This is a genomic window from Parasphingorhabdus sp. (assembly GCF_036963705.1).
Taxonomy (GTDB): domain Bacteria; phylum Pseudomonadota; class Alphaproteobacteria; order Sphingomonadales; family Sphingomonadaceae; genus Parasphingorhabdus.
This window is the reverse complement of record NZ_JBALUT010000146.1, coordinates 1-2,100: the sequence shown is the minus strand read 5'-3', so window position 1 is coordinate 2,100 and position 2,100 is coordinate 1. Positions and strand designations below refer to the sequence as shown.

The window sequence follows — 2,100 nt, the reverse complement described above, 5'->3', positions numbered from 1 at the left end:
GACAAGGTGGCCGTTGAAGAGGTTTTAGATCGAGGCCCGACAGAGCGGGCTTATCTGATAAAAGCGATGCGTGATCTACAGGTCCCTTTACCATGAGAAACCATGTCCAAAAGGGGCCTAAGCTTAAGCAGGATGAATGTGGGATTCCCACATTTTATTGCCATCGTGTCGCTACGCTTCGTGACGGCATGCAGGTTTTCAGTTCGTTGCTAGTTTTTAGCGGAGGAAAAATCTGATGTCAGGCGGTTCCAAGCCGAAGCGGAAAGACCTTCGCACTTCGCGGCCCCGTATCGTTGTCCATTTTGGAAGCAAAGAAGAGGTCGAGTTCGTTAAAAAGTCAGCGCAGGGTGCCTCAACGTCTGAGTATTGCCGCGAGCGCATCTTATTGTCAAACGGGTTCCGAGATCCCGTATACGACATAACGTCGAGGTTGTTGGTTACAGTAAATCTCATTCAGAATGATCTATTCACAATTGGCGATGTTATCCGGGCCCTTACTTCGTTGCGCAAAGCTATCCCGAAGCAATCCGATGGTAGGCCAATCCAATCCCCTGAGATGTCCCGTCTGATCCAGCAAGCCTACGATGCAATCGCCACAATGATCGAAAGCAACAGCGAGCGATTGGAGATAGATCACGATCTGGTCAAAATTTCGCGGGAGATCGTCAATTTACTGACCGACCGCGAGATCAAAAATCGTTCTTCTGCGATCACTGACTGGCGTAAGCCGACGCCATGATTATAAAAATCTGGCAATATCGCGATCAAATAAAAGATCTTGTAGGCGGAGCGGCAAAACAAGCGCGCAGCTTTGATATCGCGATAGGCTGCTCCTCATACATAATCGGGCTCGCTGCCTCGGGCGAGCACCATAATGCTTTTGTGACCGCAGAACGAGTTGGTGAATATGCAATAATCGACCCGGAAGGTGAGGGATCGCATCGTATAGTAGAGCGATACGCCGACAATCTGTCTTCAAATAAGGCCCAAGATCATGTCAGAGATATGGCCGTATATGCAGCTGGCGCAGGTCTCGACCGCCTTTGGCACATGACATGGAGTCATCGCAAAGGCGAAGCCGTCGATAGCGCATCAATGAGGCGTCAGCGAGCAACGATCCGCCGTATAATGGGAATCGAAGAATGTCCGTCAGTAGGCGCATTTCACGGTGATACTCCAAACTCCCACGGACATGATCTCGTTGTTTCTATCAATGCCGCAACTGGCGGCAATGTTAGTTTTGGATACGGCTGGTGGAAAGAAGCCGCACAAATCGCGATCGCTGTTTGTGAATATCAAGAGGGCCTCGGGCCCGAACCGAACAGGAGATATGTGGCAGACGAAACCGGCGTCTATCATACCCTCTCAGACATAAAAATTGCAGACGCGCGCGGTTCAATAATCAAAAATGCTGATGGGAAGGTTGACCATCAGCTCATTCATAGCATCCAGAGTCAGCATGAAATTATCTTTGATAACAACAAAGCGGGACCAAATGAACTGGCCGGTGAAGAATGGCCTATGTCAAAAGTTGCGCAGATTCTTGCAGCACCTCGGATACAAAATGCGGAAGACTGGCCTGATCTCCACAGTAGGCTGGCACGAGTAGGACTTCGCTATGTTAAAGTTGGTAACACAGCTGTTCTTGAAACCGTGCCGCAAAATGGAAAGCAGAAATCTTTAAAAATTGCAGCAGGAAAGGCTTACTCGAACGCAGCGTTAGGCAAGCTGCAGGCCAAGTTCGGCACATCCTATGTTCCGACTTGTCCAAGCCTGAAAATCAGGCCGTTCGTAATGCCGCGCTTCGACAAGCCAACCACCGATACGAAAAAGGAAAACTCGGCGGCAAAGTGGGATCTTTCCCAGGAAGCAAAAAAATTAACCTCCCACGTGCAAACCGATAATCTTGATCGGCAGGAAGATTATCGTGATGGCAAAAAGGGTGCAAAATACAATTATCTAGCAAGTAGGCAACGTCAAATGGCTGAAGAGGAGCTATCCGTTGCCAAACAATTTGCTGTAGCCATAGGAGCCACGCGAACCCGCCGCAAGCGATCGCCGGACACGGGCAAGCTGCTGCCGAAACCTACAATATCCACG

The 2,100-nt window shown here is 49.6% G+C and carries 2 protein-coding genes; both read left to right on the top strand.

All coding sequences use genetic code 11. The features are described 5' to 3' along the window. Window positions 1-235: 235 nt before the first annotated feature. Complete coding sequence (locus V7680_RS15510; protein WP_335654154.1) at window positions 236-739, top strand: hypothetical protein; 504 nt, start codon at window positions 236-238, stop codon at window positions 737-739. Continuing rightward, on the top strand, window positions 736-2,100 hold a 1,365-nt coding region (locus V7680_RS15505; protein WP_335654153.1), incomplete at its 3' end, for a relaxase/mobilization nuclease domain-containing protein. The genes V7680_RS15510 and V7680_RS15505, both read left to right, overlap by 4 nt.

What these genes read in the sequence shown, in the direction of transcription:
- V7680_RS15510 (WP_335654154.1), top strand. Translation starts at nt 236, where the DNA reads ATGTCAGGCGGTTCCAAGCCGAAGCGGAAAGACCTTCGCACTTCGCGG.